Source organism: Afifella sp. JA880, assembly GCF_025379905.1.
Classification (GTDB): Bacteria; Pseudomonadota; Alphaproteobacteria; order Rhizobiales; family Afifellaceae; genus Afifella; species Afifella aestuarii.
This window is the reverse complement of record NZ_JAOANH010000001.1, coordinates 497185-511814: the sequence shown is the minus strand read 5'-3', so window position 1 is coordinate 511814 and position 14630 is coordinate 497185. Positions and strand designations below refer to the sequence as shown.

The following is a 14630-nucleotide window of genomic DNA, read 5'->3' as shown; positions in this document are numbered from 1 at the left end:
CAGGCCTTTGGTGAAACCTTCACGAAGAGCAGGGAGAGGAAAATGGGTGAAATGGCATTGTTGCCGTCGCTGACGTTGATGACGCTCGGCGGCCTGATCGCGCTGGCGATCGTCTTCATCGTCTACAAAATGAAGAGCCGCCGGCCGCGGTAGGCCGCATCGGCAGTGCCGGCGACAAGCTCGTCGCCGGCCCCTTTTTCTGCGTTGACGCTCAGCGCAGCCGCGGCATGCGGAAGGGCAACAGCATCTTCACCCATCTAGTTTTGAAGCGCTCGAGCGACAGGCTTTCGTGCACGGCTTTGACCGGGGCGCCTGCCAGATGCGTCGCCACGAGAGAGCGGGTGTAGAACGGCGTGTCCTCGAACGTGTCGAGCACACGCGCCTCGCTGCCGACTTCGCAATGCGTGCTGCGCGCAACGCGCCAGAGCGTCGAAGGCAGCGGAGCGGGGGCGGGGACGTCGAAATCCCGGGCATTGCCTTCACGGTCGAAGAGAAGCGCCAGGGTCTTGTTGCCTCCCTGCCGCCGCTGCATGTCGTAGAGGATCGCAGCGCCTTCTGGATGCGCGGAGCGCGACCAGTCCCACTGGCGAAAACCGTCTTCCAGCGGTTCGCTGCCCCAGTTGGAATCAAGATACGCCTCGCCCTGCCAGACGCGCGACGGCTTTTCCATCTCCACCTCTGCATGGCCGCAAGGTCCGATGGGCCACCAGAAGTGCTTGCCCGCCTCGTCGAGCTGATAGGGGCCCGGGGTCACCGCATGCGGGGTGATTTTCACCTTACCCTTCAGGCTTGTGGGGATCGGCACGGTGGTCTCGTCGATGCGAATCGTGAGCGTTTGCCCGTCCCACGAAAGCGCGCTCGGTCCGATGACGAGTGCATCAGGACCCTGCTGCAGGCGCCCGCGGCCGCGTTCGGTGAGCGACCAGCGCTTGCCGCCGTCGCCGTACAAGGCGACGTTCAATCCGCAATGATCTCTGGGATCCGTCTCGCCGCGGTCCCGCGCCCATGCGTAATAAGGTGAGAAGACGGAGCCGATGAAGGCGATGATGGTCAGCCCCTGGCGACCATCCTCGCTCAGCGCATCGACGTACCACCAGCGATAGCCGCGGGGCGGGACCGTCGTGTCGAAGCACAATCGTCCATCAGGCTCGTGGCGGCGATCTTGCCCGACAGCGCCGCCATCGGAACGCCCGCTCCCGGATGCACGCTGCCCCCGGCCAGATAGAGCCCCTTCAGCTTTGTTCGTGCCCCCGGCCTCTCGAACGACGCCTTCCACCCGTGTGACGCCTGACCGTAGAGGGCTCCCCCCGTCGCCGGGAAAAGCCGATTGAATCCCTGTGGCGTCGTGATCACCGTCGCCTCTGCGCTGTGTTTGATCGTCAGGCCGCATTTTTCCATGAGTTGGAACGTCTGTGTCTCGCATGCCGCGATCTCGCTGTCGGTGAGGGGCGCGCTGTCGCCGCGCGCTGGTGCGTTGATGAGGCAAAACAGGCGCTCAGGTCCAGTCGCGGCAGAGGCCGCGCTGTCGTCGCGATCTTGTGCGCAGAGATAGGCTGTCGGAACGTCTGGCAGCCGTCCGGCTTTAAAAATGCGCTCGAATTCGCCCTCGTAATCGTTTGAAAAGAATACGTTGTGGCGAATGAGTGGGAAGCCCGCTGCCTCCGCCGTCATCGCCCAGGTGATGGCAGAGAGGGAGCGTTCGGCCGAGGTAGGGAGGCTGATGGCGCGGCGAGAAGCCTCACCGGCGAGCCCTGCCGCAAGCGCTGCGACATCTCCGTTGAAGATGACGGCATCGGCTTCCAGGCGTTCGCCCGACGCAAGAGCGACCCCTGTTGCTCGTCCTCCGGCGGAAAGGATTTCCGTGACCGTCTTCTCATAGAGGAACCGCGCGCCCTTGGCCTCCGCGAGGCGGGCGAAGGTTTCCGCCACTTCGTGCATGCCGCCATCGACCAGCCACACGCCCTCCTGTTCGACATGGGCGATCAGCATCAAGGTGGCGGGTGACGAAAACGGCGAGGAACCGCAATAGGTGGCGTAACGGCCGAAGAGCTGCTTGAGGCGCGGATCTTTGAAGTAGTCACCGAGTGCTTGCCACATTGTCGTGAACGGGCTGATCTGCATGAGCCCCGGTAGGCCGAAGAGACCGACACCGCGAACGAGACTTTCGACGCTCGGCCGTGGCGTGCGGATGAAAGGTTCGTCGAGCGTTTCGAAGATGCGTTTGGCCCGCTTGCAAAAGCGGCGATAGCCGCGCCCTTCTTCGGGGCCGGCAAAAGCTGAGATCGCTTCGGCGCTTTCGTCGATGTCGGCGAAGAGGTCGAGACGCTCCTCCGCGCTCCAGGCGTGACGGGCGAGGATCGATAAGGGTTTAAGCGAAAGCGCATCGCCGAGACTGACACCAGCATCTGCGACGATCTCCTCGAAGAGACCTCGCATCGTGAACACGGTCGGACCTGCGTCGATCCGGCGGCCTCCGGCTGCGACTTCTCGCATCTTGCCGCCAGGCGCGTTTTCTTTATCCACGATCGTCACGGCGCAGCCTTTGGCAGAAAGGATGAGGGCCGCCACAAGGCCCCCGATCCCGGCCCCGACGATCACCACCCGTTCGCTGCCCACCGCGACATTTACTCCTACATGACTTTGTTGACTTCAGGCTAGCATCTGTCCATCGTAATTGACACTCCCTGTGACAATAGGGACTTACAGACAGCGCGAAGGGGGGCGTTATGGAAGCCTTGGTCCGCATCGAGCAGGCGCTCGACATGGCTGTGGCCTATGCCGAAGCACCAGGGGCCCCGCCACAATTGGCGCAGGCGATGCGCTATTCTGTGTTTCCGGGCGGCGCACGTATCCGTCCTCGGCTTTGTCTTGCCGTTGCGCATGCCTGCGGCGACGACGAGCCTGATCTTTCCAATGCGGCAGCGGCCTCGATCGAACTCTTCCATTGCGCGTCGCTTGTTCACGACGACCTTCCTTGCTTCGACGATGCAGAATTGCGGCGTGGCCGTCCTTCGGTCCACCGTGCCTTCGGCGAGCCGCTGGCGGTTCTTGCTGGCGACGCTCTCATCGTTCTTGCTTTTGAGACGCTGGCGCGGGCAGGAGCCTGCGCCCCTCAGCGGCTCGCCGGTCTCACTTTGACACTCGCCCGCTCGGTCGGCATGCCGACCGGAATTATCGCCGGTCAGGCGTGGGAAAGCGAGCCGCGGGTGTCTGTCTCCGATTATCAGCGGGCGAAGACGGGGTCGCTCTTCGTGGCTGCGACCGCTGCTGGCGCTCTTGCCGCGGGCGCCGATCCGGCGCCGTGGCGCGCGCTCGGTGATCGCCTTGGGGAGGCCTATCAGGTCGCCGACGACATCGGTGATGCAGTCGCTGCCGAGGAAGACAACGGCAAGCCGGTCGGTCGGGATATTGCTCTGGGGCGCCCGAGTGCGGTCGTTCAGCTCGGTCTCGCCGGAGCCATGGAGCGCCTGCGTGATCTCGTGAAGGGCGCGGTTGCCTCGATCCCGGAGTGTCAGGGGTCCGACGAGCTCAAAGCGCTCGTGATGTCGGAATCGACGCGGCTCGTACCGAAACAGCTCTCCGATCGCGTCGCCGCCTGAGCCGGCGAAAAAATCGAAGGCAACCGGGTCGGCCGTAAGATGAAGGCCTCGAAACTGCGCGCATCGGTACTCGACCGGGTCTACGCCCTGCGGGACCGTTTGGTTGGGAGCAAGGAGTTTCGCGAGCGCGCCTCGCGCAATCTCCTGACGCGGCCGGTTGCGCAGCACAATGCGCGTTCGCTTTTCGATCTCTGCGCGGGGTTCGTTTATTCGCAGGTCCTTTTCGCCTGCGTGCGGCTCGACCTGTTTCGGATTCTTTCCGAGGGGCCCCAGGATCTCGCAACGCTCGCCAGACGGTTGAAGCTCGAGGAGAGCGAGGCGCGCCGGCTTCTGCGGGCCGCCGCGTCTTTGGGGCTCGTCTCCGTTCGCGGCGAGGCGCGTTACGGTCTTGGCACCCTCGGCGCTGCCATGCTCGACAATCCGGGTGTTGCCGCGATGGTCGAGCACCATGCGCATCTTTATGCCGATCTCGCAGATCCGGTGGCCCTGTTGCGGGGCGAGGCGCAGGAGAAGCGGCTTGCCCGATACTGGGCCTATGCCGAGGCCGACGATCCGCGCGCTCTGCCAGCGGAAGCGATCGACGAATACACAGCCTTGATGGGCGCCTCGCAGGCTATGATCGCCCAGGAGGTGCTGGCGACGAATGCGCTCGCCACACGGCGGCGTCTCCTCGATGTCGGCGGTGGCGACGGCACTTTCCTGATGGAAGTGGCGAAGCGGGCCCCCGATCTTCAGTTGATGCTGTTCGATCTGCCGAGCGTCGCCGCCCGTGCCGAAGCGCGCTTCGCTCAGGCGGGGCTGGGCCAGCGCGCCGCCGCCGTCGGCGGGGATTTCCTGCGCGACCCTCTGCCGCTTGGTGCCGATGTCATTTCGCTCGTACGCATCTTGCACGATCACGACGATGCGTCGGTGATGACGCTTTTGCGAGCCGCGCACGCTGCCTTGCCACGCGACGGCATGCTGTTGATCGCAGAACCGATGGCCCCGGTGCCGGGCCGGGATGCCGCTGCGGAGGCTTATTTCGGCTTCTATCTGCTCGCCATGGGCAGCGGTCGGCCGCGTTCGGTCGGCGAGCTTCAGGCCATGTTGCGGGAGGCGGGTTTTGCGCGTTCGCAGCAGCTTGGAACGCCGACCCCGGTTCTGGCGCGCGCTTTGGTCGCCTTCCGTGATGGGGCGACTGTGTAAATCTAGCTTGACGTATTGGTGGGTCAAGCTAGACTTACACTCCATAAATCGCGCCAAAACAGAAGCGTGAACACACATTTAGGAGAGGCCGGTTTGAACACTCTCGCCGTCGTTCTGGAACAGCCTGAGCATCTTGCTCTCAAGGAAGTCGCGCTTGTGACGCCTGGCGCGGACGACGTTGTCGTGGATGTGGAATGGAGCGGCATCTCGACGGGAACGGAGCGTTTGCTCTGGTCGGGGCGGATGCCGGACTTCCCGGGCATGGGATATCCGCTGGTCCCCGGATATGAATCCGTTGGACGGGTGAGCGATGCAGGCGAGGGGGCTCGCGCCAGAATTGGCGAGCGGGTCTTCGTGCCGGGGTCGCGTAGCTTTGCCGACGTACGCAGTCTTTTCGGTGGCGCCGCCAAGCGGCTGATCGTGCCGGCGGCGCGGGCCATCACCATCAAGGAAGATCTTGGCGAGCGGGGGACGTTGCTTGCTCTGGCCGCGACCGCATATCACGCGATCGCGGCCGAAGGGGCGAGAAAGCCGGATCTGATCATCGGCCACGGCGTTCTCGGACGTCTTCTGGCGCGCGTCACCGTGGCGCTCGATGCCGAGCCGCCCGTTGTCTGGGAGCGCAACGCCGAACGCGCGGAGGGTGCGCTCGGCTATGTCACCATCGATCCGGACAAGGATGTCCGACAGGATTATCGCGCGATCTATGACGTGAGCGGGGATTCGACGATCTTGGATCGGCTCATTGCGCGTCTTGCTCCCGGCGGTGAGATCGTTCTCGCCGGTTTCTACTCCGCACCGCTGTCTTTCACCTTCCCGCCGGCGTTCTTGCGTGAGGCGCGACTGCGCGTCGCGGCCGAATGGCGCGAGCCGGATCTGGTGGCGGTCAAGGAATTGGTGGAAACGGGGCGCCTGTCGCTCGACGGTTTGATCACGCATCGCTGCCCGGCGCAGGACGCCGACGGCGCCTATCGAACCGCATTTGGCGACGCCGCCTGTCTCAAGATGATTCTGGATTGGAGAGCTGCATGACCCTTGACGTCAACGCGCCAGGCCCCAGCCGCCGTGGAATGCAAGACTATCTGCGGGACGAGGCGGCGATCGAGCCTGATCCGGTTGCAACGGGTCCCGTAACACGCGAGACCCAGATTATCGCCATCTACGGAAAGGGCGGCATCGGCAAGAGTTTCACGCTCGCCAACCTCTCGTACATGATGGCGCAGCAGGGGAAGAGGATTCTTCTGATTGGCTGTGACCCGAAGAGCGACACGACCTCGCTGCTGTTCGGTGGGCGCGCCTGCCCGACGATTATCGAGACCTCGGCGGTCAAGAAAGCCGCCGGCGAAGAGGTCAAAATCGGCGACGTCTGCTTCAAGCGCGACGGCGTCTTCGCCATGGAACTCGGCGGTCCGGAAGTCGGGCGTGGCTGCGGCGGTCGCGGCATCATCCATGGCTTTGAGCTTCTGGAAAAACTCGGCTTCCACGATTGGGGGTTCGATTACGTCCTGCTCGATTTCCTGGGCGACGTGGTTTGCGGCGGCTTCGGTCTGCCGATCGCCCGCGACATGTGCCAGAAGGTCATCGTCGTCGGCTCCAACGATCTGCAATCGCTCTACGTCGCCAACAACGTCTGCAACGCGGTCGATTACTTCCGCAAGCTCGGCGGCAATGTCGGCGTGGCCGGCATGGTGATCAACAAGGATGACGGGACCGGGGAAGCGGCCGCCTTTGCCGAGAAGGTCGGCATCCCGATTCTTGCCGCCATCCCTGCGGATGAAGACATCAGGCGCAAGAGCGCTGCCTATCAGATCGTCGGACGCCCCGGTACGCAATGGGCGCCGCTTTTCGAAGGGCTCGCGACCAATGTCGCTGAGGCACCTCCGATGCGGCCGGATCCGCTCAGCCAGGAGGATCTTCTCGGTCTCTTCAAGAGCGACGAGGTCGGGCGCGACGTGGTCTTGGAGCCAGCCACCATGGAAGACATGTGCGGCAAAGCTGCCCAAGAGAAACCGTCGCTCGAAGTGATATACGACACAGTGTGACAGCCGTCTTGGGGGGCTAAGACGATGGCAGATACCGAAGACCGGAAAGGTGGGGACCGCAAGGCGACGGAAGTCGTCTACGACGGTGCCGCTGCCGCGCCGATGGCGAATGATCTCGCCGCGGCGTCCGGGACCGGTATGCCCGCTCCAGGTGAAAACATGACGAAAAGCCCCTCGAACGCTCCGTCTCCAGAAGGGGACGGCCTTGGTTGCCACGGCGGTCAGGCCGAAATGCGCGCTGCAGCCGAAAAAGCCGGCCAGAGCGAGGTTCTCGAACGTTACGCCGCCGATTATCCGAAGGGTCCTCACGACCAGCCGCAATCGATGTGTCCAGCCTTCGGCTCGCTGCGCGTCGGTTTGAGAATGCGTCGCACGGCGACGGTCCTCTCAGGTTCCGCGTGCTGCGTCTATGGTCTGAGCTTCGTCTCGCACTTCTATGGCGCGCGGCGGACCGTCGGCTACGTCCCCTTCGATTCGGAGACGCTCGTCACCGGCAAGCTCTTCGAGGACATTCGTGAAGCCGTCCATAAGCTCGCGGATCCCGAGAAATACGACGCCGTCATTGTCACCAATCTCTGCGTGCCGACGGCTTCCGGCGTGCCGCTCAGGCTTTTGCCGAAAGAAATCAACGGTGTGCGCATCATTGGCATCGATGTGCCGGGATTCGGCGTGCCGACCCATGCAGAGGCGAAAGACGTTCTCTCGGGTGCCATGCTACGTTATGCACGCACCGAGGCGGAGCTTGGTCCCGTTCAGGCGCCGCGTGGCGGGCCGAGCGACAAGCCGACCGTGACGCTTCTTGGCGAAATGTTCCCGGCCGATCCCGTGGGTCTTGGCATGATGCTGGAGCCGCTCGGTCTTGCCGCGGGTCCGGTTGTGCCGACACGCGAATGGCGCGAGCTCTATGCCGCGCTCGACTGTGCCGCGGTCGCCGCGCTTCATCCGTTCTATACGGCAAGCATCCGAGAGTTTCAGGAAGCGGGGCGCCCGATCGTCGGCTCCGCACCGATCGGCCATGATGGAACGGCCGCCTGGCTCGACGCGATCGGCGAGGCGTGTGGCATTTCCCGCGACTGTGTCGACCGGACGAAGAATCGCTTCCTGCCGATGATCAAGGGCGCGCTGGCGAATGCTCCGATCAAAGGGCGCGTGACGCTCTCCGGCTACGAAGGCTCTGAGCTTCTTGTCGCGCGGCTTCTCCTCGAGAGCGGGGCGGATGTGCCCTATGTCGGCACCGCCTGCCCGAAGACACCTTATTCGGCTGCCGACCGCGAATGGCTCGAGGCCCGCGGCGTTCACGTCGAATACCGCGCGTCGCTTGAAAAGGACATTGCCGCGGTCGAGGAATTTCGGCCGGACCTCGCTATCGGCACGACACCGGTCGTGCAGAAGGCGAAGGAGATGGCGATCCCGGGCCTCTATTTCACCAACCTCATTTCGGCGCGGCCGCTGTTCGGTGTCGCGGGCGCCGGCTCGCTTGCGCAGGTCGTCAACGCTGCGATCGGCAACAAGGCTCGCTTCGACGAGATGCGCGAGTTCTTTGAGGGCGTCGGCCACGGCGATAGCGCCGGCTTGTGGGAAGAGATTCCCGCCGACCATTCAGATTTCCGCCGCAAGGAACTTGCCAAGGCGGAGAAAGCTCGGAAGGCCGCAGACCCGAAACGGGTCGCGGAATCGGTGGTCTGATGCTGGTCCTCGATCACGATCGCGCCGGCGGCTATTGGGGCTCCGTCTACGTCTTTACCGCGATCAAAGGGCTCCAAGTTGTCATCGACGGCCCTGTCGGGTGTGAGAATCTGCCGGTCACCTCGGTCCTGCATTACACCGATGCGTTGCCGCCGCACGAATTGCCAATCGTCGTCACCGGGCTGTCTGAAGAAAATCTCAACCAGACCGGAACGGAAGGCGCGATGCGTCGGGCGCATGAAACGCTCGATCCCGCGCTCCCTGCAGTCGTGGTGACAGGTTCGATTGCCGAGATGATCGGTGGCGGTGTGACGCCGGAGGGGACGAATCTCCAGCGCTTTCTGCCGCGTACGATCGATGAAGACCAATGGCAGAGCGCCGACCGCGCGATGACGTGGCTCTGGAATCAGTTTGGCGCCAAGAAGGGCAAGATGCCGAAGGCGCGCGCCCGCAAGGAAGGCGACAAGCCGCGGGTCAACATCATCGGTCCGATCTACGGCATGTTCAACATGGCCTCCGACCTCGCCGAAATCAGGCGACTGGTGGAGGGGATTGGTGCCGAAGTGAATATGGTCTTCCCGATGGGCAGCCATATCTCCGAGGTCGGCCGGCTTGTCGACGCGGACGTCAACATCTGCATGTACCGCGAGTTCGGCAGGCTCCTCTGTGAGGCGCTGGAAAAGCCCTATCTGCAGGCGCCGATCGGGCTGCATTCGACGACGAAATTCCTGCGCGCGCTGGGCGAGCTTCTGGGTCTTGACCCGGAACCCTTTATCGCGCGCGAAAAACACACGACGATCAAGCCGATCTGGGATCTGTGGCGCTCCGTCACTCAAGATTTCTTCGGCACGGCGAGCTTCGCCATCGTCGCGAACGAGACCTATGCGCGAGGCGTGCGCCACTTCCTCGAATCGGAAATGGGCCTGCCTTGCGCCTTTGCCTTTTCGCGCCGCGCGGGCGTCAAGCCCGACAACGAATCGGTGCGCGAATCGGTCAAGGAGAAGACGCCGCTCGTTCTGTTCGGCAGCTACAACGAACGCATGTATCTGGCCGAAATCGGCGCGCGCAGCGTCTACATTCCGGCCTCGTTCCCGGGAGCTATCATCCGGCGCCACACAGGCACGCCGTTCATGGGCTATTCGGGTGCGACGTATCTCGTTCAGGAAGTGTGCAATGCGCTTTTCGACGCACTCTTCCACATTTTGCCCCTCGCAAAAGACCTTGACGAGATCGATGCGACGCCTTCGCGGCTCCATGATGAGCTGCCGTGGGATGACGATGCCAAGAAATCATTGGATTCATTGGTGGAATCGCAGCCGGTTCTGATCCGTATCTCTGCAGCGAAGAAGCTGCGCGATCAGGCTGAGCGCGAAGCCAGGCGCGTCGGCACGCCCCGCGTCACCATAGCATGTGTTCGTAGGGCTGCGACCGGTCTAAAAGAAGATCAGCTCGTATGACGGGGGGTCATCCGCAGCACGAAATCTTAACCGGACTGGCGCGGGGGCGCGCTGTCCGAAGAGTTTGATGTGGAGAGGCATATGGCTGCAATCGAAAAATCGAACGTAGCGCTGCTGCGGTCCAAAGAAGAGCGCGATTTCCGTCTCATCGTGATGGTGAGCTTCGCCTTCTTCCTGGTCGTTTGCATGATTGCGCGGCTTCTGCCGCCGCAATGGCGTCCTTTCTCGCCGGGACCGAATGGTCGCCGGTCGGTGATTGAAGAGGCGCGCGTCGCGGCCAACACGACGATCCCATTCGCTTTTATGCGCTAAGGCGCATTCGCTGGAATTCGTCCGGCATTGCTGGGCGGAGATGTGTCACGGCTTTCGTGTCGTGACCATTCCCTGCCGCGCGGGAGGTGCGCGGTAACGGCCGAAAGGCTGATTTTAACGAGGGTAGATCAATGGCTGAAATCGATAGGCCGGTCTCGCTGTCGGGTCTGACGGAAGGCGAGGCTCGCGAATTTCACGGTGTGTTCATGACCAGCTTCATGGTCTTTGTCGCCGTGGCAATTGTCGCTCACATTCTTGCTTGGATGTGGCGTCCTTGGATCCCGGGGCCGGAAGGCTACGCGTTCCTTCAAGACCTGCCGACGACCGCTTCGGCGCTCCTGTCAACTCTCGCATAGGGGGAGAGAGAAATGTGGAAAGTTTGGCTCCTGTTCGATCCGCGTCGCATGCTGGTCGCGCTGTTCACGTTCCTGTTCGTGCTGGCTCTGCTCATTCACTTCATTCTGCTGAGCACCGACCGGTTCAACTGGATGCAGGGCGCTTCGACGGCCCCGGCGCAGACCAGCCAGGTCGAGCTGATCACGCCGCTCGCCTAATCGACGAGACGGAAGGTTTTGCGAATGGCAGCGGACTGGGTTCCAGTCCGCTGGGATTTTCAGCCCGCTGCCATCTTCACGCAGGAGCGACTTCGCTCCTCGTCTCGTTGACCGGAGGATTGAGCAATGGCGATGCTCAGCTTTGAAAAGAGGTATCGCGTTCGTGGCGGTACGCTAGTCGGAGGGGATCTCTTCGACTTTTGGGTGGGGCCGCTTTACGTCGGCTTTTTTGGCGTAACGACGGTCTTCTTCTCAGCGTTGGGCACCGGGCTCATTCTCTGGGGCGCGGCGCTGGGACCGACCTGGAACATCTGGCAGATCAGTATTGCTCCGCCAGATCTTTCTTATGGCTTAGGCTTGGCGCCGCTCCGCGAGGGCGGGCTTTGGCAGCTCATTACCATTTGCGCCCTGGGCGCATTTGTTTCCTGGGCTCTGCGTCAGGTCGAAATCTCCCGCAAGCTTGGCATGGGCTATCATATTCCTATTGCCTATGGCTTTGCGGTCTTTGCCTACTTCACGTTGGTCGTCATCCGGCCCGTGTTGATGGGTGCGTGGGGGCACGGTTTTCCTTATGGCATCATGAGCCACCTCGATTGGGTGTCGAACGTCGGGTACCAGTACCTGCACTTCCACTACAATCCGGCTCACATGATCGCCGTCAGCTTCTTCTTCGCGACGACGCTCGCGTTGGCGTTGCACGGAGGCGTGATCCTTTCCGCCGTCAACCCGCAGCCTGGTGAGGCCGTCAAAGGCCCGGAGCACGAGAACACCTTCTTCCGTGATGTGGTGGGCTACTCCATCGGTTCGCTCGGCGTGCATCGTCTGGGATTGTTCCTGGCGCTGTCAGCAGCGTTCTGGAGTGCCGTCTGCATCGTCATCAGCGGTCCGTTCTGGACCCGCGGATGGCCCGAATGGTGGGGTTGGTGGCTCAACCTCCCGATCTGGAGCTAGGGCAGGGGGACTATTATGGCTGAGTACCAAAACATCTTTAACCGGGTGCAGGTCCACGGACCTGTCTACGCCGGTGTCCCGGTCGCTGGCTCTGCTACCGGTCGGGCAGGACAGCCGATTGTCTCCTATTGGCTAGGCAAGATCGGCGACGCACAGATCGGACCCGTCTATCTCGGGCTGTCCGGTGTCGCTTCGTTGATCTTCGGCTTCCTGGCCTTTGAGATCGTCGGTCTCAATATGCTGGCCTCGGTGAACTGGAGCCCGATTGAATTCGTGCGCCAACTGCCGTGGCTCGCGCTTGAGCCGCCGCCTGCCGAGCTTGGTTTCTGCGTGCTGTGTCCGCTCGACCAGGGCGGCTGGTGGCAGATGGCCGGCTTCTTTATGACGACGTCGGTTCTTCTTTGGTGGGTGCGCACGTACCGCCGGGCTACCGCGCTCGGTATGGGCACGCACGTTGCCTGGGCGTTCATGGCGGCGATCTGGCTGATGATTGTGATCGGCTTCTTGCGCCCGCTGCTTCTTGGCAGCTGGTCTGAGGCTGTTCCGTTCGGCATCTTCCCGCACCTCGACTGGACTGCGGCTTTCTCGATCCGCTACGGTAATCTGTACTACAACCCGTTCCACATGCTCTCGATCGTCTTCCTTTATGGCGCGACTCTTCTGTTCGCCATGCATGGCGCGACGATCCTGGCCGTGGGCCGCTTCGGCGGCGACCGGGAAGCTGAGCAGGTCGTGGATCGCGGTACTGCAGCGGAACGCGCCGCGCTCTTCTGGCGCTGGACCATGGGCTTCAATGCCACCATGGAATCCATCCATCGCTGGGCCTGGTGGTTTGCGGTTCTTTGCCCGATCACCGGCGGTATCGGCATGCTTCTCACGGGTACGGTTGTCGACAACTGGTTCCTGTGGGGTATCAAGCACGGGATCGTTCCCGCCTATCCGCAGGTCTTTGACGCCATTCAGGATCCGGCTCTTATGTCAGGAGGGGCGCAATGACCTTCACGATGAAAATGGCCGTTGCATTCTGCGTGCTAGTTGGCGGCCTGTTGCTGTTCACCCTTAATCTGCCGCAGCCGGATCATATCTGGCCTTTGGCACAGGGTACGCAGCTGGGTTACCGCGGCACCGGCATGCAGCAGATCAAGTCTGTTGAGGATCTGCGCAAGGCGGCGGACCAGATCCCCGATCCGTTCCCAGCGGTTTCGGCTGAAGGTCCCCGCGCCTCGGAAGTCTATGAGAACGTTCATGTTCTCGGTGACCTTTCGGAAGAGCAGTTCCTGCGCGTCATGACCGTGATCACGGAGTGGGTGTCGCCGGAACAGGGCTGTGCCTACTGCCACGATGAAAACGACCTGGCCGCCGAGCGGCCTTACACCAAGATCGTGTCGCGTCGCATGCTTGAGATGACGCGCCACATCAATTCCGACTGGACGAACCACGTCGCCCAGACGGGTGTGACCTGCTACACTTGCCACCGCGGCAACCCTGTCCCGACCGAGATCTGGTTCAAGGACGAGGCTCCCACGAAGGCAGTCTATGCAGGCTACAGCCCGAACGGGCAGAACCACGCGAACGAAGTTGCCGGCCTGACGTCAATGGCTGCCAACCCGTCGGATGTGTTCCTGACCGGTCCGTCCAATCCTCGTATCGTTCCGACGACTGCTCTCCCGGCTAAGGGCAGCGGCCTCGGCGCGAGCATCAAGGATACGGAAGACACCTATGCGCTGATGATCCATCTGTCTGACGCGCTTGGCGTGAACTGCACCTACTGCCATGACAGCCGGTCGTTCATGTCTTGGAATGAGAGCAGCCCGCCGCGGCTCACGGCCTTCCACGGCCTTGACCTGGTGCGCGATCTCAATGCGAACTACCTCGTGCCGCTGCAGCCGGAATATCCGGCGATGCGCCTCGGCCCGACGGGAGACGCTCCCAAGGCGAACTGCGCGACCTGCCATCAGGGCGAGCCCAAGCCGCTTGGCGGTGCGCCGATGGTCCAGGATTATCCTGAGCTGATTTCCGCTCAGGTCTCCCCTGACCAGGCCCCGGCTGAGCAGCCCCAGGCTCCGGCAGAGCAGCCAGAGGCTCAGCAGCCCCAGGCCCAGCAGCCGGCCCAGCCTCAGGCTCCGGCTCAGCAGCCCCAGGCTCAGCAGCCGAAGGCGCAGCAGCCGGCTCAGCCCAAGGCCCCGGCTCAGCAGCCCCAGGCTCAACAGCCGAAGGCACAGCAGCCGGCTCAGCCGCAGGCTCAGCAGCCGGCCCAGCAGGCCCCGTCTGGCGAGATGACGCCGCAGCAGCAGCTGATGCAGCAGCAGATGCAGCTGATGCAGCAGCAGATGGAGCAGATGCAGCAGATGCGCCAGCAGATGGAGCAGATGCAGCAAAATCAGTAAGACGGCGGCGTCTTCGGACGCCTCCTCAACCTCGATCCGGGAGATGTCTCATCTCCCGGATTTTTTTTGTTTCGATTTCCGGCGGGACCGAGCCAGCAGCCAAAAGCGCAGCTTGAGCTCAAGCGACGTGAAGATCGGGAAGGGCGGCATAGAGCGGGATCGTCCGATCTCCGAGGCCGTTCCGGAACGTGCAAGAATTGCCGAGGTTGTCGTCCTTGGCGGCGAAGATCCCCGAAATTGCGAGAGGAGCCCCAGGCGGCCCATGACGCACCCAGCCATCACGACGGAGCCAATGGCCGGAGTCGTGGTGGGCGGAGCGTAACTCTGCGGCGCGCTTGAGAGGCGCCATCATGTGGCTCAGTTATAAGAGGACGGGGCTGAGTGTTGCTCGCAGGCTGCACGTGAGGCGTTCTGCGCGAACGCGACAATTTTGGCGATCGGACCGCGGGCGCTGACG

At 62.8% G+C, this 14630-nt stretch carries 14 protein-coding genes; 12 read left to right on the top strand and 2 right to left on the bottom strand.

Annotation, left to right across the window (positions count from 1 at the left end; genetic code table 11):
- Positions 1-211 precede the first annotated feature (211 nt).
- The gene (locus NYQ83_RS02400; RefSeq protein WP_261212077.1) at positions 212-1135 is read right to left on the bottom strand and encodes a carotenoid 1,2-hydratase; all 924 of its coding nucleotides are present in this window, start codon (positions 1133-1135) and stop codon (positions 212-214) included.
- Positions 1075-2616 (bottom strand): 1-hydroxycarotenoid 3,4-desaturase CrtD, encoded by a 1542-nt coding sequence (gene crtD, locus NYQ83_RS02395; protein ID WP_261212075.1) that lies wholly within the window; start codon positions 2614-2616, stop codon positions 1075-1077. Before crtD ends, NYQ83_RS02400 begins: the two co-directional genes overlap by 61 nt.
- A 110-nt stretch (positions 2617-2726) precedes the next feature.
- Here crtD and NYQ83_RS02390 point away from each other — a divergent pair, with 110 nt between their 5' ends.
- From NYQ83_RS02390 to pufC, 12 genes are all read left to right on the top strand, one after another.
- Positions 2727-3599 carry a polyprenyl synthetase family protein gene (locus tag NYQ83_RS02390; protein ID WP_128293875.1) on the top strand — a complete coding sequence of 291 codons (873 nt, stop codon included), beginning with the start codon at positions 2727-2729 and terminating at the stop codon, positions 3597-3599.
- Between the two features lie 39 nt (positions 3600-3638).
- Entirely contained in the window at positions 3639-4784 is a 1146-nt protein-coding gene (locus NYQ83_RS02385) for an acetylserotonin O-methyltransferase (RefSeq protein ID WP_261212073.1), read from the top strand.
- Between the two features lie 93 nt (positions 4785-4877).
- Positions 4878-5816, top strand: coding sequence for a chlorophyll synthesis pathway protein BchC (bchC, locus tag NYQ83_RS02380; RefSeq protein WP_092815002.1), 939 nt, complete (start codon positions 4878-4880; stop codon positions 5814-5816).
- Positions 5813-6826, top strand: coding sequence for a chlorophyllide a reductase iron protein subunit X (locus NYQ83_RS02375; RefSeq protein WP_261212071.1), 1014 nt, complete (start codon positions 5813-5815; stop codon positions 6824-6826). The genes bchC and NYQ83_RS02375 overlap by 4 nt, the downstream gene beginning before the upstream one ends.
- A 138-nt stretch (positions 6827-6964) precedes the next feature.
- Complete coding sequence (gene bchY / locus NYQ83_RS02370; RefSeq protein WP_409976973.1) at positions 6965-8512, top strand: chlorophyllide a reductase subunit Y; 1548 nt, start codon at positions 6965-6967, stop codon at positions 8510-8512.
- On the top strand, positions 8512-9969 hold the full coding sequence (gene bchZ / locus NYQ83_RS02365; RefSeq protein ID WP_261212069.1) for a chlorophyllide a reductase subunit Z: 1458 nt from the start codon (positions 8512-8514) through the stop codon (positions 9967-9969). Before bchY ends, bchZ begins: the two co-directional genes overlap by 1 nt.
- A gap of 81 nt (positions 9970-10050) precedes the next feature.
- Entirely contained in the window at positions 10051-10281 is a 231-nt protein-coding gene (locus tag NYQ83_RS02360) for a hypothetical protein (protein ID WP_128293879.1), read from the top strand.
- 131 nt (positions 10282-10412) lie between these two features.
- Entirely contained in the window at positions 10413-10637 is a 225-nt protein-coding gene (gene pufB / locus NYQ83_RS02355) for a light-harvesting antenna LH1, beta subunit (RefSeq protein ID WP_261212068.1), read from the top strand.
- Between the two features lie 12 nt (positions 10638-10649).
- Positions 10650-10835: a light-harvesting antenna LH1, alpha subunit gene (gene pufA / locus NYQ83_RS02350; RefSeq protein WP_128293881.1), complete on the top strand. Its 186-nt coding sequence runs from the start codon at positions 10650-10652 to the stop codon at positions 10833-10835.
- A 126-nt stretch (positions 10836-10961) separates the two neighbouring features.
- Positions 10962-11786, top strand: a complete 825-nt coding sequence (gene pufL, locus NYQ83_RS02345; protein ID WP_128293882.1) for a photosynthetic reaction center subunit L — start codon at positions 10962-10964, stop codon at positions 11784-11786.
- 15 nt (positions 11787-11801) lie between these two features.
- On the top strand, positions 11802-12782 hold the full coding sequence (gene pufM, locus NYQ83_RS02340; protein ID WP_261212058.1) for a photosynthetic reaction center subunit M: 981 nt from the start codon (positions 11802-11804) through the stop codon (positions 12780-12782).
- Positions 12779-14173: a photosynthetic reaction center cytochrome PufC gene (gene pufC, locus NYQ83_RS02335; RefSeq protein WP_261212056.1), complete on the top strand. Its 1395-nt coding sequence runs from the start codon at positions 12779-12781 to the stop codon at positions 14171-14173. Before pufM ends, pufC begins: the two co-directional genes overlap by 4 nt.
- Positions 14174-14630 lie beyond the last annotated feature (457 nt).

Excerpts from the sequence above, each read along its gene's own strand:
- NYQ83_RS02390 (WP_128293875.1), top strand. The coding sequence starts at position 2,727 with ATGGAAGCCTTGGTCCGCATCGAGCAGGCGCTCGACATGGCTGTGGCC.
- NYQ83_RS02385 (WP_261212073.1), top strand. The coding sequence starts at position 3,639 with ATGAAGGCCTCGAAACTGCGCGCATCGGTACTCGACCGGGTCTACGCC.
- NYQ83_RS02375 (WP_261212071.1), top strand. The coding sequence starts at position 5,813 with ATGACCCTTGACGTCAACGCGCCAGGCCCCAGCCGCCGTGGAATGCAA.
- bchY (WP_409976973.1), top strand. The coding sequence starts at position 6,965 with ATGCCCGCTCCAGGTGAAAACATGACGAAAAGCCCCTCGAACGCTCCG.
- bchZ (WP_261212069.1), top strand. The coding sequence starts at position 8,512 with ATGCTGGTCCTCGATCACGATCGCGCCGGCGGCTATTGGGGCTCCGTC.
- NYQ83_RS02360 (WP_128293879.1), top strand. The coding sequence starts at position 10,051 with ATGGCTGCAATCGAAAAATCGAACGTAGCGCTGCTGCGGTCCAAAGAA.
- pufB (WP_261212068.1), top strand. The coding sequence starts at position 10,413 with ATGGCTGAAATCGATAGGCCGGTCTCGCTGTCGGGTCTGACGGAAGGC.
- pufA (WP_128293881.1), top strand. The coding sequence starts at position 10,650 with ATGTGGAAAGTTTGGCTCCTGTTCGATCCGCGTCGCATGCTGGTCGCG.
- pufL (WP_128293882.1), top strand. The coding sequence starts at position 10,962 with ATGGCGATGCTCAGCTTTGAAAAGAGGTATCGCGTTCGTGGCGGTACG.
- pufM (WP_261212058.1), top strand. The coding sequence starts at position 11,802 with ATGGCTGAGTACCAAAACATCTTTAACCGGGTGCAGGTCCACGGACCT.
- pufC (WP_261212056.1), top strand. The coding sequence starts at position 12,779 with ATGACCTTCACGATGAAAATGGCCGTTGCATTCTGCGTGCTAGTTGGC.